General features: G+C 65.6%; 20 protein-coding genes. 13 read left to right on the forward strand and 7 right to left on the reverse strand.

The genetic code is table 11. From position 1 onward, the window contains the following. Window positions 1-330 precede the first annotated feature (330 nt). From ACCQ16_RS06265 to ACCQ16_RS06280, 4 genes are read right to left on the reverse strand one after another with little or no spacing between them, the layout of a single operon-like run. Complete coding sequence (locus ACCQ16_RS06265) at window positions 331-1,461, reverse strand: hybrid sensor histidine kinase/response regulator (RefSeq protein WP_008571106.1); 1,131 nt, start codon at window positions 1,459-1,461, stop codon at window positions 331-333. Next, window positions 1,458-2,042: a chemotaxis protein CheB gene (locus ACCQ16_RS06270; protein WP_011346781.1), complete on the reverse strand. Its 585-nt coding sequence runs from the start codon at window positions 2,040-2,042 to the stop codon at window positions 1,458-1,460. The genes ACCQ16_RS06265 and ACCQ16_RS06270 overlap by 4 nt, the downstream gene beginning before the upstream one ends. Further along, window positions 2,039-2,887: a CheR family methyltransferase gene (locus ACCQ16_RS06275; RefSeq protein WP_008571108.1), complete on the reverse strand. Its 849-nt coding sequence runs from the start codon at window positions 2,885-2,887 to the stop codon at window positions 2,039-2,041. Before ACCQ16_RS06275 ends, ACCQ16_RS06270 begins: the two co-directional genes overlap by 4 nt. Then, the gene (locus ACCQ16_RS06280; protein WP_372380236.1) at window positions 2,860-6,027 is read right to left on the reverse strand and encodes a response regulator; all 3,168 of its coding nucleotides are present in this window, start codon (window positions 6,025-6,027) and stop codon (window positions 2,860-2,862) included. Before ACCQ16_RS06280 ends, ACCQ16_RS06275 begins: the two co-directional genes overlap by 28 nt. Before the next feature lie 159 nt (window positions 6,028-6,186). On the opposite strand from ACCQ16_RS06280, the gene ACCQ16_RS06285 reads away from it, so the two are divergent. Together ACCQ16_RS06285 and ACCQ16_RS06290 are read left to right on the forward strand one after the other, a co-directional pair. After that, on the forward strand, window positions 6,187-7,350 hold the full coding sequence (locus ACCQ16_RS06285) for a two-component system sensor histidine kinase NtrB (RefSeq protein WP_014089652.1): 1,164 nt from the start codon (window positions 6,187-6,189) through the stop codon (window positions 7,348-7,350). Next, the gene (locus ACCQ16_RS06290) at window positions 7,343-7,711 is read left to right on the forward strand and encodes a response regulator (RefSeq protein WP_007967477.1); all 369 of its coding nucleotides are present in this window, start codon (window positions 7,343-7,345) and stop codon (window positions 7,709-7,711) included. Before ACCQ16_RS06285 ends, ACCQ16_RS06290 begins: the two co-directional genes overlap by 8 nt. Window positions 7,712-7,939: 228 nt before the next feature. Here the strand turns inward: ACCQ16_RS06290 and ACCQ16_RS06295 are convergent, their stop codons facing one another. Beyond that, window positions 7,940-9,523: an alpha-N-arabinofuranosidase gene (locus tag ACCQ16_RS06295; protein WP_277572841.1), complete on the reverse strand. Its 1,584-nt coding sequence runs from the start codon at window positions 9,521-9,523 to the stop codon at window positions 7,940-7,942. Window positions 9,524-9,760: 237 nt separating this feature from the next. Here ACCQ16_RS06295 and ACCQ16_RS06300 point away from each other — a divergent pair, with 237 nt between their 5' ends. Next, window positions 9,761-10,810, forward strand: a complete 1,050-nt coding sequence (locus ACCQ16_RS06300) for an aldose epimerase family protein (protein ID WP_372380237.1) — start codon at window positions 9,761-9,763, stop codon at window positions 10,808-10,810. A gap of 264 nt (window positions 10,811-11,074) precedes the next feature. Here the strand turns inward: ACCQ16_RS06300 and ACCQ16_RS06305 are convergent, their stop codons facing one another. Next, complete coding sequence (locus tag ACCQ16_RS06305) at window positions 11,075-11,866, reverse strand: cytochrome C assembly family protein (RefSeq protein WP_008571117.1); 792 nt, start codon at window positions 11,864-11,866, stop codon at window positions 11,075-11,077. Between the two features lie 369 nt (window positions 11,867-12,235). On the opposite strand from ACCQ16_RS06305, the gene ffh reads away from it, so the two are divergent. The 7 genes from ffh (at window position 12,236) to rplS (ending at window position 17,946) form a co-directional block, all read left to right on the forward strand. After that, entirely contained in the window at window positions 12,236-13,612 is a 1,377-nt protein-coding gene (gene ffh, locus ACCQ16_RS06310) for a signal recognition particle protein (protein WP_008571118.1), read from the forward strand. A gap of 187 nt (window positions 13,613-13,799) precedes the next feature. Next, window positions 13,800-14,870: an NAD(P)H-dependent flavin oxidoreductase gene (locus tag ACCQ16_RS06315; RefSeq protein WP_122272230.1), complete on the forward strand. Its 1,071-nt coding sequence runs from the start codon at window positions 13,800-13,802 to the stop codon at window positions 14,868-14,870. Next, a complete protein-coding gene (locus ACCQ16_RS06320) occupies window positions 14,861-15,658 on the forward strand; it encodes an aminotransferase class IV family protein (protein ID WP_065627818.1) in 798 nt (265 codons plus the stop codon). Before ACCQ16_RS06315 ends, ACCQ16_RS06320 begins: the two co-directional genes overlap by 10 nt. 97 nt (window positions 15,659-15,755) lie before the next feature. Beyond that, complete coding sequence (gene rpsP / locus ACCQ16_RS06325) at window positions 15,756-16,013, forward strand: 30S ribosomal protein S16 (RefSeq protein WP_003484223.1); 258 nt, start codon at window positions 15,756-15,758, stop codon at window positions 16,011-16,013. A 43-nt stretch (window positions 16,014-16,056) separates the two neighbouring features. Beyond that, complete coding sequence (rimM, locus tag ACCQ16_RS06330; RefSeq protein WP_008571121.1) at window positions 16,057-16,569, forward strand: ribosome maturation factor RimM; 513 nt, start codon at window positions 16,057-16,059, stop codon at window positions 16,567-16,569. 65 nt (window positions 16,570-16,634) lie between these two features. Then, window positions 16,635-17,393 carry a tRNA (guanosine(37)-N1)-methyltransferase TrmD gene (gene trmD, locus ACCQ16_RS06335; RefSeq protein ID WP_014089658.1) on the forward strand — a complete coding sequence of 253 codons (759 nt, stop codon included), beginning with the start codon at window positions 16,635-16,637 and terminating at the stop codon, window positions 17,391-17,393. A 145-nt stretch (window positions 17,394-17,538) separates the two neighbouring features. Continuing rightward, window positions 17,539-17,946 (forward strand): 50S ribosomal protein L19, encoded by a 408-nt coding sequence (gene rplS / locus ACCQ16_RS06340; protein ID WP_003484215.1) that lies wholly within the window; start codon window positions 17,539-17,541, stop codon window positions 17,944-17,946. 268 nt (window positions 17,947-18,214) lie between these two features. Here the strand turns inward: rplS and ACCQ16_RS06345 are convergent, their stop codons facing one another. Then, window positions 18,215-19,708 (reverse strand): MATE family efflux transporter, encoded by a 1,494-nt coding sequence (locus tag ACCQ16_RS06345; protein WP_029818941.1) that lies wholly within the window; start codon window positions 19,706-19,708, stop codon window positions 18,215-18,217. A 390-nt stretch (window positions 19,709-20,098) separates the two neighbouring features. Between ACCQ16_RS06345 and ACCQ16_RS06350 the strand changes: the two genes are divergently transcribed. The 3 genes from ACCQ16_RS06350 (at window position 20,099) to ACCQ16_RS06360 (ending at window position 22,141) form a co-directional block, all read left to right on the forward strand. Beyond that, window positions 20,099-20,794, forward strand: a complete 696-nt coding sequence (locus ACCQ16_RS06350; RefSeq protein ID WP_277572843.1) for a helix-turn-helix transcriptional regulator — start codon at window positions 20,099-20,101, stop codon at window positions 20,792-20,794. 58 nt (window positions 20,795-20,852) lie between these two features. After that, complete coding sequence (locus tag ACCQ16_RS06355) at window positions 20,853-21,509, forward strand: glutathione S-transferase family protein (RefSeq protein ID WP_127167940.1); 657 nt, start codon at window positions 20,853-20,855, stop codon at window positions 21,507-21,509. 224 nt (window positions 21,510-21,733) lie between these two features. Then, window positions 21,734-22,141, forward strand: coding sequence for an RNA-binding S4 domain-containing protein (locus tag ACCQ16_RS06360; RefSeq protein ID WP_029818945.1), 408 nt, complete (start codon window positions 21,734-21,736; stop codon window positions 22,139-22,141). The last annotated feature ends 116 nt before the right edge of the window (window positions 22,142-22,257 follow it).

Raw genomic sequence — 22,257 nt, forward strand, 5'->3', positions numbered from 1 at the left:
GAGGATGACCAAGGGATGTTGGTACGACCAAGAACTGGAGAGCAGTGGGGCAGGAGCGTGCGTCCAGCGCGCTGGCCGCACGAGCATACGGCGCATGGGGTGCAACGGCACTGCTTGAGTTGGCTGTCACCTGGGCCGCCTGGCGCACTGCCAAGGCCCTGGCTGTCGGGCTCGCTGACACGGCGGCAGCGGATCTGTTGTGCGTCGATCGACGGCAGCGCGCTGTTGGCCCCTCTTGCTGGAGGCCGTGGCAATGCATCGGCCAAGATGCGCTGGTCGTACTACACCCGCGTGCGCACCGGCACTGCAGTTGCCGGGAACGTGCGGCGGTCAGGCTGCCAGGTTGTGGCGGCGCAATCGTGCTTCGAAGACCACATCGCCGTCCTCGTTGCGCGCCTGCAGCGTGCCGCCGTGTGCCTTGACGAACTGGTCGGCGATGAACAGGCCCAGTCCCAGTCCTTGGCTGGCATGGAAGCTGGCCTTGAACGGTTCGAACAGGCGCGGCATCAGGCTGTCGGGGATGCTGCCGGCGTTGCGCACCGACAGGCGCAGGGTGTCGTGTTCGCGTCCATCCAGATGCACCTGCACCGGATGGCGTCCGCCATGCAGGACGGCGTTGCCGACCAGATTGGACACGACCTGCGCCAACCGGTCGCCATCCCCATCGCCATCCAGGTCGCCCTCGGTGCGCAGGTCGATCGTAGTGTGCGGATTGGCCTGCGCCACTTCGCCTACCACGCTGTGCACCACCTCGCCCAGGTTGCATGGGCCGAACTGCATCGGCAAACCATCGGTGCGCAGGCGCGAAAAATCCAGCAATTGCTCGACCATGCGCGACATGCGGTGCGCGCTGTTTTCCAGGTGTTCCAGCGTGCGCGCCGCCGAACTGTCGGCATCGACATCCAGGCCGAGTTTGTCGGCGCACAGCAGGATCACCGACAGCGGCGTGCGCAGGTCGTGGGTGAGCACGGCCATCATGGTTTCGTTGAGCGTGAGCGCGCGTTCGAGCGAGGCATTTCTCGCCTTGAGCAGCCGCCGCTGCTGGTACAACTCGATGAACACGTTGACCTTGCTCAGGATCACGTGCGGCTCGATCGGCTTGTGCAGAAAATCCACGGCGCCGGTTTCATAACCCTGGAAAGCGCGCATCGGATCGTTTGGCGAGGCGGTCAGGAAAATGATCGGCACATGCCGGGTGCGCTGCGAACCGCGCATCAATTCCGCTAGTGAAAAGCCGTCCATTTCCGGCATGTGCACGTCCAGCAGCGCCAATGCCACGTCGTGTTCGAGCAGCAGTTCCAGCGCCTGCGCACCGGAGGCGGCGCATAGCACGCGGATGCCGTCGCGTTGCAGCAGCGCTTCCATGGCCACCAGGTTCTGCGGCACATCGTCCACGATCAGGATCTTGGTCGATTCGGTGTCGTCGCTGCTTGCAGCCAGGCCGGTCGCGGTGAGGTTCATGCGTGAAAAGCTTCCAGTCGGGTGCAGATGGCTTGCAAGGTCAGCACCGCATCGGCGCCGGCGTGGGCGAGAGCGGAGGCGGGCATCAACGAGGCGGCAGCGTCATCGGGGCGCTGGATCCAGGCGGTACCGCCCACCGCACGCACCGCGGCCACCCCGGCGCTGCCGTCGCTGCTGGCACCGGTGAGCAGGATCGCCAGCAGGCGTTCGCCGAAGACATCGGCAGCCGATTCGAACAGCAGGTCGATCGCCGGGCGCGAAAACAACACCGGCGCATCCATCGACAACGCCAGGCTGTGGCGGGTTTCCACCAGCAGGTGGTAGTCGGGCGGGGCGATGGTGACGGTGCCGGGTAGCAGCGGTTGCTTGTCGTCGGCCTCGCGCACCGGCAACGCGCAGCGCGCATCCAGCAGCTCGGCGATGTGGCTGGGCCGGTCGCGCGGCAGATGCAGCACGACCAACACCGGCATCGGCAAATCTGCCGGCAGCCCGGACAACAACGCCTGCAGGGCCATCACGCCACCGGCGGAGGCACCGATCACGATCGCATCGAAACACTGGGCTGCAGACGCGCGGCTCATGCGGCCTTCCGATACAGCCGCTGCTCACGCGCGCAGGCTTCAAAGGCCTGCGCGTGCGCGCCGAACTGCAGCGACTCCTTGCTGCCCAATCCGAGAAATCCGCGATGCACCAATGCGTCGTAGAACAGCCCCACCGCGCGATCCTGCAAGCTGCGGTTGAAATAGATCAGCACGTTGCGGCACGACACCAAGTGGACTTCGGAAAACACCGTGTCGGTGGCCAGGCTGTGATCGGCGAACACGATATTGCGTTTCAGGCGCCGGTCGAACACCGCACCGTCGTAAGCGGTGGTGTAGTAGTCCGACAGCGAGGTGCGGCCACCGGCGTCCAGATAATTGCGGCTGAACTGCGCGATACGATCGATGCCATAGGCGCCGGCTTCGGCCATGCCCAGCGCTTCGGGGTTGATGTCGGTGGCGTAGATCACCGCCTTTTCCAACAGGCCTTCTTCGTGCAGCAGGATGGCCAGGGACCAGACTTCTTCACCGGTACTGCAGCCTGCCACCCAAAGCTTGATCGAGGGATAGGTGCGCAAGACCGGCACCGCATGCTCGCGCAGGACGCGGAAATATGCCGGGTCGCGGAACATCTCCGAGACCTGCACGGTGAAGAACTGCATCGCCTGCGCGAAGGTGTCCGGCTCGTGCAGCAGACGGTGCTGCAGATCGGCCACGCGCGCGCAGTCGAAACGCGCCATCGCGTGGCGCATGCGCCGTCGCAACGACGACACTGCATAGTCGCGGAAGTCGTAGTGATAGCGCTGGAAGACCGCTTCCAGCAGCACGCGCAGTTCCAGGTCGAACAGCTCTACCGCGTTCATTGCCGCGAGCACCACACGCGGCACAGCGAGACCAGCTTGTCCACGTCGATGGGCTTGGCGATGTAGTCGTTGGCGCCGGCTTCCAGGCAGCGTTCGCGGTCGTCGGCCATGGCCTTGGCGGTCAGCGCGATGATGGGCAGATCCTGCCATTGACGGTTCGTACGGATCTGCCGCATCGCGGTGATGCCATCCATCTCCGGCATCATGATGTCCATCAGGACCAGGTCCACCTCGTGCTTGGCCAGGTGCTCCAGCGCCTCGCGGCCATTGCGTGCGATCTGCAGCGTGACGCCCAGCGGTTCGAGCACGCTGGAGAGCGCAAAGATGTTGCGCACGTCGTCTTCGGCCAGCAACACGGTGGCGCCGTCCAGCACCGCGTCGCGGCGGCGTGCTTCGCGCAGCAGGCGCTGCTGATCGCTGGGCAACGAGGCTTCCACGCTGTGCAGGAACAGCGTCACCTCGTCGAGCAGGCGTTCCGGCGAGCGCACGCCCTTGATGATGATGCTCTTGGAATACCGGCGCAGGCCTTGTTCTTCGTCGCGGGTCAGGGCGCGCCCGGTGTAGACGATCACGGGAGGGAAGGCGACCGCATCGTTGCCGGCCATGCGTTCGAGCAGGTCGTAGCCGCTGCCGTCGGGCAAGGCCAGATCGGTAACCATGCAATCGAAGGTGGAGCCTGCCAGCTGATCCATCGCCTCGGCAATGCTGCCGACCGCGACGATGTCCAGCTGGTCGCGCGCCAGCAGCAATTGCAGGTTCGCGCGCAATGCGCTGTCGTCTTCGACGATCAACAAACGACGCACTGCGCGTGCATTGGTTTCTTCCAGCTGGCGGATCGCACCGGCCAGCAGTTCGCGCGTGGCCGGCTTGATCAGGTAGCCAACCGCACCAAGCTCCAGCGCAATCTGGCTGCGTTCCAGCGCGGACACCACGTGGACAGGCACATGGCGAGTGGCCGGATCGCGCTTGAGGCGTTCGAGCACGCTCAGACCGGACGCATCCGGCAGGCCGATGTCCAGCAGGATGCCGCTCGGGCGCATCTCGGCGGCCAGGCGCAGGGCCTCTTCTGCGTTGGGGGCCACCACGCAATCGAAATCCAGTTCGTGGGCCAGTTCCACCAGTGCTTGCGCAAAGCGGGTGTCGTCTTCCACCGCCAGGATCAGCCGGCCGGGGCGGCTGCGTTGGTCGCGATCGTCGTCGGCCCGTTGGATCGGTGCAGCGTTGGGCGATGCGATCGGCACCGTGTGTGCCACCGCACCACCAGTTGCGCCGGATTGCGCACCCATCGCGCTGCCGTTGCGTTGTTGCACATGGGCAGCAGACGCCGGGCCTGCGACCGCGGCGGCGTTCGTAGCTGTATCGGCAGGGCCGGTCACCTCCGCAGGTGCGCCATCGGTCGGCAATTCCAGCGTAAAGCAGCTGCCGCGCCCGGGCTCGCTGTCCACACTGATGCTGCCGCCCATGCGTTGGGCCAGGTCGCGCGAAATCGACAGACCCAACCCGGTACCGCCATAACGGCGGCGCGTGCTGCCGTCGGCCTGACGGAACGCTTCGAAGATCACCTCGCTCTGTTCGCGCGCGATGCCGATGCCGGTATCGGTCACCGCAAAGTGCACACGGCCGGGCGCATGCGCCTGGACCGTCAAGCTGACCTTGCCGTGTTCGGTGAACTTGATGGCGTTGGCCAACAGGTTCTTCAGGATCTGCTGCAGGCGCTGGTTGTCGACGACCAACTGTGCCGGCGCGCCGGCAGCTGCCGCGATCTCCAATGCCAGACCCTTCTGTCGCGCCAGCGGTTCGAAGGTTTCGCGCAGGCGTTGCAGCACCGAATCGGTGACGACCGTTTCGTCGGCCAGCTCCACGTGCCCGGCTTCGATCTTGGACAGGTCCAGGATGTCGTTGATAAGCGCCAGCAGGTCGTTGTTGGACGACAGGATCGCCTGCGCATATTTCACCTGCTCGGCGCTGAGCGTGCCGTCCTTGTTGTCGGCCAGCAACTTGGCCAGGATCAAGGCGCTGTTGAGCGGCGTGCGCAACTCGTGCGACATGTTGGCCAGGAATTCCGACTTGTAGCGCGATGCAGTGGACAACTCGTTGCTATTGCGCACCAGCTGATTCTGCGCGATCAACAAGGCCTGCTTTTGCGCCTCAAGCGCCTGCGTGCGCTCTTCCAGCTGCACGTTGGTCTGTTCCAGTTCTGCCTGCTGCATTTCCAGGTCGCTTTGCGATTGCTGCAGGCTACGGCTCTGTTCTTCGAGTTCCTCGTTGGCCACGCGCAGTTCTTCCTGCTGGGTCTGCAGTTCCTCGCTCTGTCGCTGGGTTTCTTCCAGCAACGCCACCAGCTGCGCGCGCAGCAATGCGGTGCGCAGTGCCAGGCCGATGTTCTCGCCGCAGCGTGCCAGCAGTTCTTCTTCGCGCGAGCCGGCGGTGCGTGGGTCGGTCACGCGCCCGAGCTCGATGACGCCGATCACCCGGTCGTCGGCGGTGATCGGCGCCAGCAGCAGCTCCTGGCAGCTGCTCTGGCCCAGCCCGGAGGCAATCTGCAGATGCCCGGCATCCATGCCACGGATGCGACGCACCGTGCCACGTTGCAGCACTTCGCCGAGCTGGCCGGCTGCGGTGGGCAGCGTCTGCGGCAGATCCGGCGGCAACGCGGCACCACCGGTGAGTCGCAGACGGTCGCCCTCGATGCGATACAGCGCGCCGACCTGCGCATCCAGTGTCTGGCACAGTGCGCGCACCGCGGCATCGGCCAGCTCCTGCGGTGCCTGATCGCCGCGCAAACTGGCTTCGACCGTGTTTTCTGCCTGCTGCAACCATAGTGCGAATTCGGCCTGGCGGCGTGCGCGGATCGCCTGCATCACCACCAACGCCATTGCCAGGAACGACACGCCGCCAATGCTGCGATTGACCGAGGAAAAGCTCGAATTCGTGCTTGGTGGCGCGAGCTGAAAACCGATCGCCAGCAAGACACACGACAGCACGCCGACGATGAGTGGCACCTGCGGGCGGTTCTGAAACACCGTCACGCCCACTGCCACGAAGTAGGTCAGCCACACTGCATAACCGAGCGGGGTCACCAGTTCCATGCCCAGCGTTCCAGCCATCAAGGCCCCCGCGATGACCCACACCCAGCGGTCGCGTGTGGTCGAGATGGTGTGCATAAGGTGCGTGGACCGAACTGGAAGGGCGGTCATGGTAGCCGATAACTTTCATGCACAAATCGCCGGGAAATTGACGCTTTTTGCTGCCGGGTTGGCTTGCACGCAGCCTTCACGTCGCTATCAATATGGTCCCGCGCTTTTCCGGAGAATCATCGCGCGATGGATGCGGAAACGGCCGTCGACAGCGCAGGGCCGCTTTCTTACGACAGCCGGCAGTGTCAGCTGTTGGTACAGAGCGTGTCCGATTACGCGATCTATATGCTCGATATCGGTGGGCATATTCGCAGCTGGAACCCCGGCGGCGAACGCATCAAGGGCTACAGCGCAAGCGAGGTCCTGGGCACGCATTTCTCGCGATTCTACCTGCCCGAGGATGCGCAACGCGACGAACCCAGCCGCAATCTGGAAATTGCCAAGCAAGCAGGGCGCTTCGCTGCCGAAGGGTGGCGCCTGCGCAAGGACGGCAGCCGGTTCTGGGCCAGCGTGGTGATCGAACCGGTGCTGGAATTCGGCGTGCTGGTCGGGTTTGCAAAAGTCACCCGCGATCTGACCGAGCGCCATGAAGCGCAGCAGTTGCTGCAACAGGCGCAGCAGGCGTTGCTGCAATCGCAGAAGGTCGAAGCCTTGGGCCGGTTGACGCTGGGCATGGCCCACGATTTCAACAACCTGCTCACGGTGATGGTGACCAGCCTGGACCTGATAGCGCTGCGCGCCGGCGAGGATGCGCGCACCCGCATGTTGATCGAAGTGGCGCAAACTGCGGTGGATCGCGGCACCTTGTTGACGCGGCAACTGCTTGCTTTCGCGCGCGGGCAACAGCTGAACCCCGAACGCCACCCCGTCAACGACATCGTGACCCGTTCGTTGGAACTGTTACGGCGTGCTTGCCCGCCGGGTGTGAGCTTGGCGTTGCAGTTCGCCGACGCACTGCCGCATGTGCGCGTCGACCCTGGCCAGCTGGAGGCGGCGCTGCTCAACCTGGTCTTCAATAGTTGCGATGCGATGCCCGCTGGCGGCAGCATCGTGTTGCTTGCTTCTGCTGCGCAACGACCCGAACCCTCAGGCCACCAAGGCGTCCTTCGCCCGTACGTCGCCCTTGCGGTACGCGACGATGGTCCGGGGATGTCCGCCCACGTTGCACAGCGCGCCAGCGAACCTTTTTTCACCACCAAAGATGTCGGCAAGGGCTCCGGCCTGGGCTTGAGCCAGGTCTATGGCTTCGCATCCCAGTCCGGTGGCTTCGTCGAGCTTGAGACCGCACCTGGACGCGGCACCACCGTCACCGTGTTTCTCCCGGCCGTCGAGGAGGCCGAGCATGACTGAATCCCTTCGCCTGCTGATGGTGGAAGACCAAGAAGAACTGCGCGAACTGATCGGCGAAGCGCTGCGCGATGCCGGCATCAGCGTCGACACCGCCGATGATGGTCACAGCGCGTTGCGCATGGTGCGCGACAGCGGCCCGTACGATGTGGTGTTCAGTGATATCCGCATGCCCAACGGCATGTCGGGCATTGAACTGAGCGAGCAGGTGGCGCAACTGCTGCCGCAGGCACGCGTGATTCTGGCCTCGGGATTTGCCAAGGCGCAGTTGCCGCCGTTGCCGGCTCAGGTCGATTTCCTGCCCAAACCCTACCGCCTGCGCCAGCTCATCGACATGCTCAAGAGCACCCCCGCCAACGCGTAAACGTTGGCGGGGCGTGCGGCATCGACGGCGCTGCTAGTGCGCCTTGTCGATGGCGCCTTCAACCCGGAGTGTCACGCCGGCACGGCGACGTGACCACCAGGCACATCAGATGCAACGATCGCGCCCCGTTTGAAGGCGCGTCCGAACGAGGCAATACGGCGCCCACACGGCTGGCGGTGCACGACACGCCATGCGTCTGGGCAGGCTCTGTACATTGAATTCGATCGCTCATCGCAACTTGAGCATCACGATCGAATGCGCCGGCAGCGCCACGTTCACTGCCTTGCCTTGGACACGTGCGCCCTTGAATGCCGCCGGCGCAACGGCCTTTGGCTGCGCATAGGTGTTGTACGTGGTGATCGCCGGTGCGGTCAGGATCTGTCCCTCCACCGCACGCAGCGGCAGCCCTTCCACCTGCACGCTCACAGCCGCCGCCGCAGTCGCGTCCAGGTTGGTCAGCGCGAGATACACATGGCCGTCCTTCGCCTTGACCGCCGAGCCGTGCACGGCCGGCACCTGCGTGTCGCCATGACGATACGCCGGTGTCTGCAATTGCAGCGGCAGGTGTGTGGCGTCCTGGTAGGGCTTGTAAAGCGCAAACACGTGATAGGTCGGCGTCAGCACCATCTTGACGCCATCGGTGAGGATCATCGCCTGCAGCACATTGACCATCTGCGCGATGTTGGCCATGCGCACACGCTCGGCATGCTGGCTGAAGATGTCGAAGTTGAGCGACGCCACCAGCGCGTCACGCAGGCTGTTTTGCTGCTGCAGGAAGCCGGGATTGGTGCCTGGCAATGGCGCATACCAGGTGCCCCATTCGTCCACGACCAGGGATACTTTCCTGGCCGGGTCGTACTTGTCCATGATCGCGCTGTGCTTGGTGATCAGCTCGTCCATCACCAGCGTGCGCGACAACGTCTGGATCCACGCGGCTTCGTCGAACGTGGTCGAAGACGCGCGCGGCGGCCAGCCACCGGGAATGGTGTAGTAGTGCATGCTCAGCCCATCCATGAACTTGGTGGCCTCGCGCATCATCACCTCGGTCCAGTGATAGTCGTCGTCGCTTGGGCCGGGCGCGATCTTGAAAATCTTCTGGTTGGCCGGCGACTTGACGAAGGTCTGGTAGCGGCGAAACACATCGGCTGCGTACTCCACGCGCATATTGCCGCCGCAGCCCCACAGCTCGTTGCCCACACCGAAGTAGGGAACCTGCCAGGGCGCATCGCGGCCATTGGCGCGGCGCTCGTTGGCCAGGCTCGAGCGTGTCGGCGCGGTCATGTATTCGGTCCACTGCGCAATCTCCTCCGGCGCAGCATCGCCCACATTCCCGGCGACATAGGCCTGGGTGCCGAGCAATTCGGTGAAGTCCATGAACTCGTGCGTGCCGAAACGGTTGGACTCTTCCACACCGCCCCAGTGCGTGTTGACCCGGATCGGGCGCTTGCCCGGCGTGCCGACGCCATCGCGCCAGTGGTATTCGTCGGCGAAGCAACCTCCAGGCCAGCGGATGTTGGGCACGGCAATGGCTTTCAGCGCGGCGACCACGTCGTTGCGATAGCCGCGCGTATTGGGGATCGGCGATTCCTCGCCCACCCACACGCCACCATAGATGCCGGTGCCCAGATGCTCGGCGAATTGGCCGAACAGTTGCCGTGACACCTGCGCGCCGGGCTGGTCCACGCGCAAGGTGCCGCTGGCTTTGACCTCGGCAGCGAAGCTGGCCGGCACGCTGGCAAGCGCGGCGGCGACGAAAACGGCGTTCAACAGCTGCCTGCGCGATGCCTGCAACGCGGGGGAAATCCACTGCATCGGGTCGGTGCTCCTGTGCTGGTCGATGGTCGGGTGGGTGCTGCTGCGATGGGAAGTGCGCGGCTAGCGTAGTGCCGGTGGCCGCCCTTTGTATTGCTGCAGCGCGGCCGCTGCAGGCGAGCGCGGCAGTCGCTTCGCCACTGCAATCGCCTCGCCGGCCAGGATGTGCGCAGCGGCATGGTCGGCAGCCATCGCATGCGGCTATGCTCGCGGGCTACCTCATCGGCAGGACGATCCATGCAGCGAGTGTTCGGGCAGTTGCCAGACGGTGTCGAAATCCATGCGCTCACGCTACGCAGCCAGGCTGGTCTGCAGGCGGAGGTACTCACCTACGGCGGCATCCTGCATACGCTGCAGTTGACCACCGCACAGGGTGTCGTGCCGCTAGTGCTGAACCTGCCGGATCTAGCCGCCTATGCTGCCGATGGCGACAGCCTCAACATTCTGGTGGGCCGCTTCGGCAACCGCATCGCCGGTGCGCGTTACACCCTGGAGGGCGTCACCCACGTGCTGGCCGCCAATGAGGGGCGTAACCAGTTGCACGGCGGGCTGCGCGGTTTCGGGCGACGGGTGTGGAGCGTGCTGGAGCAGGCGCCGGACCAGGTGCTGTTGGGCTACGACTCACCCGATGGCGAAGAGGGCTACCCCGGCAATCTGCATGTGCGCGCGCACCTGCAGCTTCACGGGCTGAGCCTGCAGCTGGACTTCCAAGCGCACTGCGATGCCGCGACTGCGTTGAACCTTACCCACCACCCGTATTTCAATCTGTCCGGCGATCCGCAGCTGCGGGCCGCAGCGCAGGTGCTGCGCGTGCCGGCCGATCGCTACCTGCCGGTGGATGCCGAGTCGATCCCCACGGGCGAGATCGCATCGGTGACCGGTACGCCATTCGATTTCCGCCAGCCTGCTGCGCTGGCCGACAACATTCAGCCGGCGCATCCCCAGATCATCCTCGGCAAGGGCTACGACCAGTGTCTGGTGCTGGCCGCCGACGCGGACTGCGTTGCCGAGCTGTACTCCCCGCACAGTGGCGTGGCGCTGCGCATCAGCAGCGATGCCCCGGCGGTGCAGGTGTACGAAGGCCAGCATCTGGACGCCCACCATCCCGGACTGGGCCGTGGCGTATGCCTGGAGCCGCAGGACTATCCGGACGCTCCCAACCACCCCAACTTCCCTTCGACCATCCTGCGGCCGGGTCAGACCTACCGCCGCAGTATCAGCTATCGCTTTGCCAAGGCGGGGCCGGACCAGCCCTGGGACGCCGTGCGCGCCGCGCTGGATGCGTGAGAGATTTCAGCGCTTGGGGGTTGGCTGAGCTGCGTCGTGCGGGCGCGACCCGGCACCGCTGATCGCAGTGCCCACTCTGAAGTTGCAAGACCTTCAGTTGCCGCAAGCCTGGGTTGCCAATGCTCTGGTGTGCCTGCCCGTAGCAGGCCGCAGAAGTTCGATCCATGCGCGCGGCCAGCGCACCGGCCAGGATGTGCAATCCAGGCGATCGCACTTCGCCGTGTTCGATTTCACATCAGAGACGCTGGGCTAGGCCAACCGCGCTCAACGCGGCCCCAGCACCAGCTCGATGACGAACTTGCTGCCGAAGAACGACAGCACCAGCAGCGCCATCGCGGTCAGCGTCCAGTGCACCGCCTTGGTGCCGCGCCAGCCATTGCGCCAGCGGCCGATCAGCAGCGCACCGAACACGATCCACGACAGGATGCTCAGCACGGTCTTTTGCAACAGCCGCTGCGCCAGGAAGTCCTGCACGAACAACAGGCCGGTCAGCAGGGTCAGGCTCAACAGCACAAAGCCCACCGTGATCGTGCGGAACAGCAGCGTTTCCAGCTCGGTCAGCGGTGGCAGTGCGCGCAGCCAGCTATGGAAATCGCGCCGCCGCAACGCGCGTTCCTGCAGCCACAGCATGATTGCCAGCAGCGCAGCGATGCCCAGCGTGGCGTAGGCCAGCAAGGCCAGCCACGCGTGCAATTCGAGTCGCCAGCCCAGATCCGAACTGGGCTCATGGCCGTAGGCGTGGTAGCTGGCCAGCAGGATCGCCGACAGCGGGAACACCACCACACCCACCGCCGCCATCCGCCCGCGGCCGCCGAACACCGCCGTCAGCGCAGCCATACCTAGCCCGCACAACGACAAGGCCGCGAAGAAGTGCATGTCCGGCCCGCCGGCGGTGCGCACGGCCACCAGCACGTGGTAACCGGCGTGCAAGGCCACTGCAGCCAATGCGGGCGCCAGCCAGTGCGCAGGCGATTGGTTGCCATCGCGCAACACCGCCCGGGTGAGCAGTGCCGTGGCAAGCAGATACAGGGCGAACGCGATGAGAACGATTGTCATCGTGGAAGTTTCGCATGGTGGGGCCGGGATTGGGGATTGGGGAATCGGGAATCGGGAATCGGGGAATCGGGGAATCGGGGAATCGGGGAATCGGGGAATCGGGGAAGCCTGGCAATGGGTCGCTTGGGTTTTGCTGGCCGGCAAGGGGGGCGGTACCTCGCATGAAGCGGGGGTGCGCCGGGTATGCAGTAGAGCGTCTATTACCGGCCTTGCTGCCGTTCTGCTCGTCGCAGTCCCGGTCCCGGCGGATTGCCCGCCGCGCGGTGCGGTCGAAGAGTTCCTTAAAAGGTCACGTTTCCGGGGCTGGGGCCGGCCGCCAGCCGGTGCCGCTATAATCGGCACCCGTTTCCCCTCCGCGGTCCTTTGCGCATGTTCGAGTCCCTTACCCAACGTCTCTCCGGCACCATGGAGCGCCTGCGCGGCCGCGGCCGCCTGACCGAGGAGAACATCCGCGAAGCCACCCGCGAAGTGCGCATCGCGCTGCTCGAGGCCGACGTGGCGCTGCCGGTGGTGCAGGCGCTGATCGAGCGCATCAAGGTGCGCGCAGTCGGTCAGGAAGTGCTCAAGTCGCTGACCCCGGGCCAGGCGCTGATCAAGGTGGTGCGCGACGAGCTCACCGCCGTCATGGGCGCGGCCGCCACCGACCTCAACCTCAACGTGCCGGCGCCGGCGATCGTGCTGATGGCCGGTCTGCAGGGCGCAGGCAAGACCACCACGGTCGGCAAGCTCGCCAAGCACCTGAAGGAAAAGCGCAAGAAGAAGGTCATGGTGGTCTCGGCCGACGTCTACCGCCCGGCCGCGATCGAGCAGCTCAAGACCCTGGCCGAACAGGTGGGCGTGCTGTTCTTCGCCTCCGACGCCTCGCAGAAGCCGGTGGACATCGTGCGCGCGGCCATCTCCGATGCGAAGAAGTCGTTCGTCGACGTGTTGCTGGTCGATACCGCCGGCCGCCTGGCGATCGATCAGGCGATGATGGACGAGATCAAGGCGCTGCACGCCGCGGTCAACCCCACCGAAACCCTGTTCGTGGTCGATGCGATGACCGGCCAGGACGCGGCCAACACCGCCAAGGCGTTCGGCGAGGCGCTGCCGCTGACCGGCGTGGTGCTGACCAAGACCGACGGCGACGCGCGCGGCGGCGCGGCACTGAGCGTGCGCTACATCACCGGCAAGCCGATCAAGTTCGTCGGTACCGGCGAAAAGACCGACGGGCTGGACGTGTTCCATCCCGATCGCGTCGCCAGCCGCATCCTGGACATGGGGGACGTGCTGTCGCTGGTGGAGCAGGTCGAGCACAGCGTCGATCAGGAAAAGGCCGCCAAACTGGCCGCCAAGGTCGCCAAGGGCAAGAAGTTCGACCTCAACGACATGAAGGAACAGCTCGAGCAGATGCAGAACATGGGCGGCATCCATGGGCTGATGGACAAGCTGCCGGGCATGGGCCAGATCCCGGACAACGTCAAGCAGCAGGTCACCGGCAAGGAAGTGCCGCGCATGATCGCCATCATCAATTCGATGACCAAGAAAGAGCGCCGCAACCCCGCGCTGCTCAACGGCTCGCGCCGCGCCCGCATCGCCCGCGGCTCCGGCATGCAGCCGGCCGACGTCAACAAGCTGATGAAGCAGTACCAGCAGATGGAAAAGATGATGGGCAAGCTGGCCGGCGGCGGCATGAAGGGCCTGATGCGCAACATGAAGGGCATGATGGGCGCCATGGGCGGCCGCGGCGGCATGCCGTTCCGCTGAGCAACCTGCGTACGCCGCGCTGCGAAGACATTCGCAGGCGCAGTGCGTGCATCTTGCGCTGGCCCTTGTGCTGGCGTGGCAGACCACTTCAAGGTAGACGGGCGCGGCAGGTGCCCGTGCCCGTGCCGGCATCAGCGTTTCTCCATCGCGGTTACCATGCGCCATCTCATGGTGTGCGAAGTGATTGATGACCAGGTTTTCCAACGTCGATGCCTTCCAGCAGCGCTTTGGGGTGCGGACTCCGATCCTGCTCAGTCCCATGGCCGGCGCCTGCCCGGTGCCGTTGTCGGCGGCGGTTGCCAACGCCGGTGGCATGGGCGCGATGGGTGCGGTGTTATCGCAGCCGCATGACATCGTGGCGTGGATGGCGGCATTCCGTGAGGCCAGCGCAGGGCCTGCGCAGATCAATCTATGGATTCCCGACCCGACACCTGCACGCGATGCGGCCACCGAGGCGCGGCTGCGCGCGTTTCTTGCGCAGTGGGGGCCGCCGGTGGCGGAGACAGCGGGCGATGCGACACCTGCCGATTTCGATGCGCAATTGGATGCCTTGCTCGCTGCGCGGCCAGCAGTTGCCTCATCGATCATGGGTGTCTTTCGGCCCGATCAGGTGGAACGTCTCAAGAATGCCGGGATCGCCTGGTTCGCCTGCGCGACCACCTTGAACGAAGCCCTTGCGGCGCAGGCAGCAGGCGCCGATGCAGTGGTTGCGCAAGGGGCCGAGGCCGGTGGTCATCGCGGTGCGTTCGAGGCCGGCCGCGCAGCGCAGCAGATGACCGGGCTATTGGCGCTGTTGCCGCGTCTGGTCGATCGTCTCGATGTCCCGGTCATCGCGGCCGGCGGCATCGCCGATGCGCGCGGCATCGCGGCAGCGCTGACCTTGGGCGCAAGCGCGGTACAGATCGGCACCGGCTTGCTACGCACGCCCGAAGCTGCATTGCCGAGCGCCTGGGCCGACGCGTTATCTCAGGCAGAGCCGGAGCACACCCAGCCAACCCGTGCATTCTCGGGCCGGTTGGGGCGCGCGCTGACCACAGCGTATGTCAGTGCAGCAAGCGCTGCAGACGCACCGCCACCCGCGCCGTACCCGGTGCAGCGCGGGCTCACCGCGCCGATGCGCCAGGCGGCCGCGCGCGATAACCGTCTGGATGCGATGCAGGCCTGGGCCGGCCAATCCGCCTGGATGGCGCCTGCACAGCCGGCTGCGCATGTCGTGACGCAGTGGTGGGAACAGGCGCAGGCGCTGTTGTGCCGTTGATCTTCTGCAATGGCATGGCCGCCACCGCGCAGCAGCTCAGTGCCGCGGCGTTGAACAATTACGGCCACTTCACCACGCTGCAGGTGCGCAACAACGCTGCGCTTGGGCTGGACCTGCATCTGCAACGTCTGCAGCACGACAGCGCAGCCCTGTTTGGTGCTGCCGTCGATATTGAGGCCATTCGCGCGCAGTTGCGGGCCGCATTGTCGGTTGCCGGCAGTGCCGATGCGAGCGTGCGCATCACGGTGTTTTCGCAGGATTTCGACCTGCGCGATCCAGCGCGCGTCGTCGCACTGGATGTGTTGATCGCGCTCTCGCCCGCCGCGCAGATGCCAGCGACTGCGGTGCGCGCGCAGCCGGCCTGCTACGTGCGCGAGCAGCCGCTGTTAAAGCACGTCGGCACCTTTGCGCTGCTGCAACTGCGCCGTCAGGCAATGCTTGCCGGGTTCGACGACGCGCTGCTGATCGATCCGCAAGGCCGGCTCGTGGAGGGGGCATTCTGGAATCTGGGCCTGTGGCAGCAGGGCAGGGTCGTGTGGCCACGGGGGCCGGCCTTGCGCGGCACCCGGCAGCGGCTGCTGCAGGCCGGGCTGCAATCGCTTGGCATCGAGCAGGACACGCGCCCCGTCACGCTGGACGAACTCCACGGTTTCGATGGCGGCTTCAGCTGCAATGCGCGCGGGCAACAGGCGTTGGCGGCGGTCGGGTCTGTGCAGTGGCCGGACGCCGCCGCCCAGCTGGCAATTCTGGAGCAGGCCCTGCAAACCCAAGCCTGGCAAGCGATCTGAGCGGTTCAGGGGTGACTTGGCTTCGCCGCCGGAGCCCGCTATAATCGCCGGCTTACCGCGCCACTCTGGCGACTGGGCAACTCAGGAAAACAACACCATGGTCAAGATCCGACTGACCCGCGGCGGCGCCAAGAAGCGTCCGTTCTACCACATCATCGTGACCGACGTGCGCAGCGCGCGCGACGGCCGCAACATCGAGCGCCTGGGTTACTACAACCCGGTTGCCCAGGGCGCAGAACCGCGCATCGTGCTGGACGTCGCACGCGTCGACCATTGGGTCGGCAACGGCGCGCAGCTGACCGACAAGGTGCGTAACCTGTATCGCGAAGCCAAGTCTCAGGCCGCTGCGGCCTGATCTTGAGGGCCGGGTGTCGCCACCTGGCCCAGAGTCGACGCAGATGAAGCAGACCGAGCGCCGCATCCTGTTAGGCAGGATTGTCGGCGCTTTTGGTGTCAAGGGTGAGCTGAAGCTCGAATCCTGGACCGAGCCACGAACCGCCATCTTCCGGTACCAGCCGTGGATCGTGCGCGCGCCATCCGGACAGGAGTCGGTGGTCAGCGGCGTGCGTGGGCGCGATCAGGGCAAGAATCTGATTGCGGTGTTCCCCGGCGTCACCGACCGCGACACGGTCGAAGCCATGCACGGGACTGAAATCTACGTCGCGCGCAGTGCGTTGCCGCCGCCCAAGCCCGACGAATATTACTGGGTGGACCTGGAAGAGTTGCAGGTGGAAACCGTCGAAGGCGTCAAGCTGGGCACGGTCTCGCACTTGTTCTCCACCGGCTCCAACGACGTGGTGGTGGTGCGTGGCGATCGCGAGCGGATGATTCCGTTCGTGTTCCCGGATTTCGTCAAGTCGGTCGACTTCGACGCCAACCTGATCGTGGTGGACTGGGATCCGGATTTCTGATCAAAGCGGTGCTTCGGCGCTGCGCTTGACTCTACCCATTCCCCAATTCGACTCCCGATTCTCCAGTGCGCATCGACGTCATCAGCCTGTTTCCCGAGTTCATCGCGCAATGCGCGGCGTTCGGCGTGGTCGGGCGTGCGCAGGAGCGCGGCTTGCTGGAATTGCAGGGCTGGAATCCGCGCGAGCACGCGCAAGGCAACTATCGCCGCGTGGACGACCGTCCGTTCGGTGGCGGGCCTGGCATGGTGATGCTGATCGAGCCGTTGCGGGCCTGTCTGGAGACGGTGCAGGCCGCAGATACGCGGCCAGCGCCCGTGATCTACCTCAGCCCGCAGGGGCGTCCGCTCACGCAGGCGCTCGCACGCGAGTTGGCGCAGTTGCCGCGCATGGTGTTGTTGTGCGGCCGCTATGAAGGCGTGGACGAGCGCTTTCTGGCGCAGGCGGTGGAGATGGAAATCTCCATCGGCGATTACGTATTGTCCGGCGGTGAATTGGGTGCAGCGGTTGTCGTGGACGTGGTGGCGCGGTTGCAGGACGGCGTATTGAACGATGCCGAATCTGCCGCCCAGGACAGTTTCGAAGGCCCGCAAGGCCTGCTCGATTGCCCCCATTACAGCCATCCGGCGACCCATGCATGGGGCGATGTGCCCGATGTATTGCGTTCGGGCAACCATGCGGCAATTGCGCGCTGGCGCCGGAAGCAATCGCTGGGCCGGACCTGGCTGCGCCGCCCGGACCTGCTCGACGAGGCGGGGCTGGAGAAGAACGATCGCCGTCTGCTGGACGAGTTTCGCCGCGAACTCGCCCCGGACGACGAGAAATAAAGGGCTCACCCCTAGCTCTTGCAAGATTGATTGGGGTACAATATGCGGCTTGCTGGCCAGCCTTGCGTCTGGCCCTCTTACGAACCTCGAGCAATCGCCGTGCGGCGACTGCCGGTCCAATATCACCAGACACGCGGTGCCCACCATGAGCAAACTCAACAAGACCATCCTGGCTGACTTCGAAGCCGCCCAGATCCAGCGCAAGCTGCCGGAATTCAACCAGGGCGACACCGTTGTGGTGAACGTCAAGGTGAAGGAAGGCAACCGCGAGCGCGTGCAGGCCTATGAGGGCGTGGTGATCGGGACCAAGAATGCCGGCCTGAACTCCTCCTTCACCGTGCGCAAGATCTCGCACGGCTTCGGCGTCGAGCGCGTGTTCCAGACCCACAGCGCCATCATCGACTCGGTCGAAGTGAAGCGTCGCGGTAAGGTGCGCGCCGGTAAGCTGTACTACCTGCGTGGTCTGGAAGGCAAGGCTGCCCGCATCAAGGAAGATCTGGCCGCCGCTGCGCAGGCCAAGGCCGCTCGCCAGGCTGCTGCCAAGGCCGAGTGAGCCACATTGGCGGGCCTGTCCCGCCACTGCCAAACAGCCGCCTTCGGGCGGCTGTTTGCGTTTGTGGGAATGGTTTTTGGGAATGCCTGTCCGGTTGCGGCATCCACGCATGATGCACACTGCGCCTTGCGGGAATTCTTCAGCAACCCCGTGTTCTCGATCGCGGGTGGTCGAGATACGGAGGCTGGCTACCCCGATCCCATGACGGTTCCAAGCGCATGCGCCCGGGATGGCTACGGAGCCGGCGGTACGCCTGCCGCCAACGTAACTAACGCTGCGGTGTCCGCGGTACTTGCTGCGCGCCTGGTGCGTCGGTGAGCGGGGCCGGGTCGGCGACCGGTGAGGCCGGATGCGCGGGCACTTCCGCTGCAGCCGCAAGCTCCGACGGATGCGCGGGTGCGGTCAGCATGCGCGCCTTGCGCCAGCCGCCCCAGCGGTAATACGCCAGCGACAGCAGCATCGAACAGGCCGAACTGATCGGAAAGCTCCACCACACCGCATCGGCGCCCAGATGCGGCAACAGCGCGTTGGCCAACGGCACGCGCACGCCCCACAGCGAAAACGCCAGGATCAACAACGGCGGAATCACCGCACCGGTGGCGCGTACCACGCCCGAGACCACGAAGCTGACACCGAACAGCAGGAACGACCAGATCGCGATGTGGTTGAGGTGCCGCGCAACCTCCAGCGTGGCGCTGCCTTCGGGCAGGAACAGGGCCAGGGTCCAGCGATCGAACAGGATCAGCAGCACGATCAGCAGGCCCGTCATTAGGAAATTGGCGGCGATGCCGGTACGTGCGACCGCATCCACGCGTGGCCACAGGCCGGCGCCCACATTCTGCGCGGCCATCGACGAACAAGCGGCGCCCACCGCCATGGCCGGCATCTGCACATAGTTCCATAGCTGCAATCCTGCGCCGAATGCCGCAGCGGTTTCGGTGCCGAAGCCATTGACCAGCGACAACATGGCGATCATCGACAGCGAGATCATCACCATCTGCAGGCCCATCGGCACGCCTTTGACGATCAACGCGCGCAGGATGGCTGGGTCGATGCGAAACAGGCGCAAGTCGCTCCGGCCCAGCCACAAGACATGGCGTTTGTTGCGCAGATACACCAGCAACCCGGCCAGTGCGACGACCTGCGCGATCAACGTGGCCCAGGCCGCACCGGCAATGCCCAATGCCGGAAACGGGCCGATGCCGAACAACAGCAGCGGGTTGAACACGATATCCAGCAGCACCGACAGCAACAGGAAACGGAACGGCGTGCGCGCATCGCCGGTGCCGCGCAAGGCCGCCGACAGGAAGGCGAACAGATACAGCGTGGGCATCGCCAGGAAGATCACCCGCAGATAGTCTTCGGCCAGCGTTTGCGAGGCGGCGGGCGTGCCCATGGCGGTCAGCAGATGCGGCGCCAGGTACCAGCCGAGCACGGCAATCACGGCCGACAGCCCGCCGAAGAAGCTTGCGCTGGTGCCCATCACTTTGCGCGCTTGGGCGATATCGCGTGCGCCCATCGCCTGGCCGATCAGGATGGTCGAGGCCATGCCGATGCCGAACACCGAGCCGATCAGGAAGAACATGATGCTGTTGGCATTGGCCGCCGCGGTCAGCGCTTCTTCGCCGAGATAGCGACCGATCCAGATCGCGTTGATCGAGCCGTTGAGCGACTGGGCGATGTTGCCGGCCATGATCGGCAGCGCGAACAACAGCAGGTTCTTGCCGATCGGGCCTTCGGTCAGGACAGCGGATTTGGGCATCGCAGTCGTATCGTCGCGCAGAAGGTGCGCACACTAGCATTGCCTAGGTGAGCCCGGATGCAGCGCACTTGCGGCGAGGCGGCGAGGCGGCGTGGGGCGCGCTGATCGTGGAGCACGCTGCGCATTTTGTCTGGCGGCGGCATGCGAAGTTGCCGCAGGCTTGCGCCCGCATAGGCAACGCGGCAGGTGCAGCCTGGCGAGGATGGGGGAGTGCGCGTCGGCTGGGGCGCAGCCAGGTCGGACGTGTTCGACAGTTGGCCTGCTGATGCGCCGATCGATCGCTGCATCGCGATTGGATTCCTATTGGTGCGCGCGTTCGTCTAAGACCCGAATGCAGGATCGCTGTGCGGCCCAAGGCAGCGAGGACGCAAAGCCCACTATGCTGTCGCGATGGTGATCCGTGCGACCCGTTTGCTGCATCTGCTCGACGCCCTGCGCGGACGGCGTCGGCCCGTGGCCGGTGCGCAGCTCGCCACTGCGCTGGGCGTCAGCCTGCGTACGCTGTATCGCGATATCGCCACCTTGCGCGCGCAGGGCGCCGACATCCTCGGCGATCCCGGCGTCGGCTATGTGTTGCGTCCAGGCTTCCTGCTGCCGGCACTGAATTTCACCGAGGACGAACTGGAGGCCTTGACCCTGGGCGCGCGCTGGGTGGCGCGCCAGGCCGATCCGGAACTAGCGCAGGCGGCGCAGCGTGCGGTAGCGCGCATCACCGCCACGCTGCCCGGCAACCTGCGCGCATCGATCGAGACCAGCGGGCTGCTGGTGCCTGCGGCCGATGCCGCGCAACCGCCCGCACCGTGGCTGCCGATCCTGCGTCGCGGCATCCGGCTCGAACACGTGCTGCGGATGGACTATGCCGATGCCGAAGGCGCTGCCTCGCAACGGCGGGTCTGGCCGTTCGCGATGGCCTTTCTCGGCGGCTACGGCATGATCGCCGCGTGGTGCGAACTGCGCGGCGATTTCCGCCATTTCCGCGCCGACCGGGTGCTGGCCCTGGCCGACGATGGCGAACGCTATTCCTCGCGCCGGCATCTGCTGATCAAGCGCTGGCGCGCGGCGACCGGCTACGGAGCCGACTGCTGACAGCACCTGTCAGCAGGGCAGGACCAGACTGCAGGCTGTCCACCAGGAAAGTCTGCCCATGTCCACCGAGATCGTGCTCTACACCCACCCGTTGTCACGCGGCCGTGTCGCCCGCTGGATGCTGGAGGAAACCGGCCTGCCGTACCAGGCGGTCATCCTCGACTACGGCACCACGATGAAGGCGCCGGACTATCTGGCGATCAACCCGATGGGCAAGGTGCCGGCGCTGCGCCATGGCGAGGCGGTCGTCACCGAAAACGCGGCGATCTGTGCCTACCTGGCCGACCTGGTGCCGGAGCGGCACCTGGCGCCGCCGCCGGGATCGCCGGCGCGCGCCGATTATTACCGCTGGCTGTTTTTCCTGGCCGGCCCAGTGGAGGCGCTGCTGACCGCGAAGGAAAGCGGCGTGCTGGCACCGGCACGCAGCGCCGGCTACGGCCACGAAGCGGACGTTCTGCAGGCCCTGGAACAGGCCATCGCGGGCCGCGAATACCTGGCCGGCGCGTGCTTCAGCGCGGCCGACCTGTACATGGCGGCGGTGGTGGGTTTCTACACGCGTACCGGCATGCTGGAGCCGCGGCCTGCGTTTACTGCCTTCGCGCAACGGCATGCCGCCCGACCTGCGGCACTGCGTGCCAACGCTGCCGACGATGCGTTGATTGCGGCGCATCCGAACCCGGACATGCCGCGCACCGTGGACACGACGAACACCTAGCGGCGGCGACGGTCCGCTGGCGGTGGTGCCCTGCGGTGCGGACCAGGCCGCACCTGGTTCTGCCCGCTTGAGTTCCGCAGTCGTTGCCCAAACATCGGGTGTGGCGCACACCATCGTCGCCGAAGGCGCCGGCAAGCGAGCCGGCGTTTGCGCAAGATCGCAGCGCTTGCACGCATGCAAGGCGTGCTGCGCTAGCCAACGCACGACACGAGACCGCGAGACGAATGAATCTAGAGCTGGAACGGGCGATGACGGTCAGGCTGGATGTCTGGCTGTGGGCAGCGCGCTTTTTCAAGACGCGTAGCCTGGCCAAGAATGCAGTGGAGACCGGCAAGGTCGACGTGGCCGGTCAGCGTCCCAAGCCGTCGCGTGCGCTGCGCAGCGGCGAACGACTGCGTATCGACCGCGGCGGCGAAATCTTCGAGATCACCGTTGCCGCGCTCAGCGATGTGCGCGGCCCGGCCCCGGTCGCACAGGCGCTCTACATCGAAACCGACAGTTCGCGCGAGGCCCGCGCGCAATGGCGCCTGCAGCGCGCTGCCGAGCGCACCGGCTACCGTGCGCCCGAGGGTAAACCGGACAAGCGTGCGCGCCGCCTGATCACGGCATTGGGCGATATCGACGCGTTGTAGCGCGCTGTCGGCACAGGCTGTCATGCAATCGACCCGCAAATGCAAACGCCCCGGCGATTCGGGGCGTTTGCATTAGGTGGAACACGCACCTGGGTGTTGGCAGGTGCGTGTGAGTG

Origin of the sequence: Xanthomonas sp. NCPPB 1062, assembly GCF_041481705.2 — a bacterium.
GTDB lineage: Bacteria > Pseudomonadota > Gammaproteobacteria > Xanthomonadales > Xanthomonadaceae > Xanthomonas > Xanthomonas euvesicatoria.

Bases quoted from the DNA above. Each gene is read 5' to 3' on its own strand.
- ACCQ16_RS06265 (WP_008571106.1), bottom strand. From the start codon at position 1,461: ATGAACCTCACCGCGACCGGCCTGGCTGCAAGCAGCGACGACACCGAA.
- ACCQ16_RS06270 (WP_011346781.1), bottom strand. From the start codon at position 2,042: ATGAGCCGCGCGTCTGCAGCCCAGTGTTTCGATGCGATCGTGATCGGT.
- ACCQ16_RS06280 (WP_372380236.1), bottom strand. From the start codon at position 6,027: ATGCACACCATCTCGACCACACGCGACCGCTGGGTGTGGGTCATCGCG.
- ACCQ16_RS06285 (WP_014089652.1), top strand. From the start codon at position 6,187: ATGGATGCGGAAACGGCCGTCGACAGCGCAGGGCCGCTTTCTTACGAC.
- ACCQ16_RS06290 (WP_007967477.1), top strand. From the start codon at position 7,343: ATGACTGAATCCCTTCGCCTGCTGATGGTGGAAGACCAAGAAGAACTG.
- ACCQ16_RS06295 (WP_277572841.1), bottom strand. From the start codon at position 9,523: ATGCAGTGGATTTCCCCCGCGTTGCAGGCATCGCGCAGGCAGCTGTTG.
- ACCQ16_RS06300 (WP_372380237.1), top strand. From the start codon at position 9,761: ATGCAGCGAGTGTTCGGGCAGTTGCCAGACGGTGTCGAAATCCATGCG.
- ACCQ16_RS06305 (WP_008571117.1), bottom strand. From the start codon at position 11,866: ATGACAATCGTTCTCATCGCGTTCGCCCTGTATCTGCTTGCCACGGCA.
- ffh (WP_008571118.1), top strand. From the start codon at position 12,236: ATGTTCGAGTCCCTTACCCAACGTCTCTCCGGCACCATGGAGCGCCTG.
- ACCQ16_RS06315 (WP_122272230.1), top strand. From the start codon at position 13,800: ATGACCAGGTTTTCCAACGTCGATGCCTTCCAGCAGCGCTTTGGGGTG.
- rpsP (WP_003484223.1), top strand. From the start codon at position 15,756: ATGGTCAAGATCCGACTGACCCGCGGCGGCGCCAAGAAGCGTCCGTTC.
- rimM (WP_008571121.1), top strand. From the start codon at position 16,057: ATGAAGCAGACCGAGCGCCGCATCCTGTTAGGCAGGATTGTCGGCGCT.
- rplS (WP_003484215.1), top strand. From the start codon at position 17,539: ATGAGCAAACTCAACAAGACCATCCTGGCTGACTTCGAAGCCGCCCAG.
- ACCQ16_RS06345 (WP_029818941.1), bottom strand. From the start codon at position 19,708: ATGCCCAAATCCGCTGTCCTGACCGAAGGCCCGATCGGCAAGAACCTG.
- ACCQ16_RS06350 (WP_277572843.1), top strand. From the start codon at position 20,099: ATGGTGATCCGTGCGACCCGTTTGCTGCATCTGCTCGACGCCCTGCGC.
- ACCQ16_RS06355 (WP_127167940.1), top strand. From the start codon at position 20,853: ATGTCCACCGAGATCGTGCTCTACACCCACCCGTTGTCACGCGGCCGT.
- ACCQ16_RS06360 (WP_029818945.1), top strand. From the start codon at position 21,734: ATGAATCTAGAGCTGGAACGGGCGATGACGGTCAGGCTGGATGTCTGG.